1 protein-coding gene is annotated in these 1,811 nt (G+C 58.1%); it reads right to left on the minus strand.

The features are described 5' to 3' along the window. On the minus strand, window positions 1-1,811 hold a 1,811-nt coding region (gene acs, locus AC5EFR_RS21615; protein ID WP_493577790.1), incomplete at both ends, for an acetate--CoA ligase.

The following is a 1,811-nucleotide window of genomic DNA, read 5'->3' on the forward strand; positions in this document are numbered from 1 at the left end:
ATTTTGCGCAGGATGCGGCGCATGATTTTGCCGGAGCGGGTTTTGGGCAGGCCGGGGGCCCATTGGATCAGGTCGGGGGATGCGATGGGGCCGATTTCGGTGCGCACCCAGGTCCGCAGCTCCTTGCGCAGCTCATCCGTGGGTTCCACATCGTTCATCAAGGTGACGTAGCAATAGATGCCTTGGCCCTTGATTTCATGGGGATATCCGACAACTGCGGCTTCGGCGACCTTAGCATGCGCAACCAAAGCCGATTCAACTTCGGCGGTGCCCATCCGGTGGCCAGACACGTTGATCACGTCATCGACGCGGCCAGTGATCCAGTAATCGCCATCCTCATCGCGGCGGCACCCGTCGCCCGAGAAGTAGTAGCCTTTGTAATCAGAGAAGTAAGTCTTCTCGAACCGCTCGTGATCGCCCCAGATGGTGCGCATCTGACCGGGCCAGCTGTCTTTGATCGCCAAAACGCCTTCGACCGGATAGGTGTCGATTTCTTCGCCTGATTGCGGGTCAAGAACCACCGGCTGCACGCCAAAGAAGGGCTTCATCGCACTACCCGGTTTGGTTGCATGCGCGCCGGGAAGCGGCGTCATCATGTGACCGCCGGTTTCGGTCTGCCACCAGGTGTCAACGATTGGGCAACGCCCGCCGCCAACAACATCATTGTACCAGTTCCAAGCCTCGGGGTTGATCGGCTCACCGACGGTGCCAAGAATGCGCAGCGATGACAGGTCACATTTTTCAACAAATTCAGGACCTTGACCCATCAGGGCGCGAATGGCCGTCGGGGCGGTGTAGAATTGATTGACCTTGTGCTTTTCACAGACCTGCCAGAACCGCGAGGCATCCGGGTAGGTTGGAACACCTTCGAACATCACCGTTGTCGCGCCATTGGCCAGCGGGCCATACACGATATACGAGTGTCCGGTGACCCAACCAACGTCCGCAGTACACCAGTAAACATCGCCCTCTTGGTAGTCAAAAACCACCTCTTGGGTGAGAGCGGCATAGAGGAGATACCCGCCAGACGTGTGAACAACGCCCTTGGGTTGGCCGGTCGAACCGGAGGTATAGAGGATGAACAGCGGGTCTTCGGCGCTCATCTCGACGGGGCGGCAATAATCGCCGACTTCCATGACCATTTCATTGTAGTCATAGTCGCGATCAGCGATCCAGGTGGTCTGACCGCCGGTGCGTTTGACCACCAGACATTTGACCGTGTCCTTGCAGTGCAGCAGGGCCGCATCCGCGTTGGATTTCAGCGGAGTTTGGCGACCGCCGCGCGGGGCGTGGTCGGCGGTGATGACAACCTTGGCGTCGGATCCATTGACCCGAGCAGCCAGAGCATCAGGGGAAAATCCTGCAAAAACAATCGAGTGGATCGCGCCAATCCGCGCGCAGGCCAGCATGGCATAGGCGGCTTCGGGAATCATCGGCAGATAGATAACAACGCGGTCCCCTTTGCGCACGCCCAGCTCTTCGAGCACGTTGGCCATGCGGCAGACCCGGCGATGCAGGTCATTATAGGTGATGCTTTGCGCTTGTTCCTTTGGGTCATCGGGTTCGAAAATGATCGCAGTCTGATTGCCGCGCTTTTCGAGATGACGGTCGATACAGTTGGCAGAGACGTTCAAAGTGCCGTCGCCAAACCACTCAACATTGACCTCGCCGAGGTTGAAATTGGTGTTCTTCACCTGCGTCGGCGCCTTGATCCAATCAAGCCGCTCCGCCTGAGCCCCCCAAAAACCTTCGGGATCACTCACCGATTGCGCATACATCTCGTCATAACGCGACGCATCTACATGCGCCCC

The organism is Pelagimonas sp. (genome assembly GCF_058892305.1).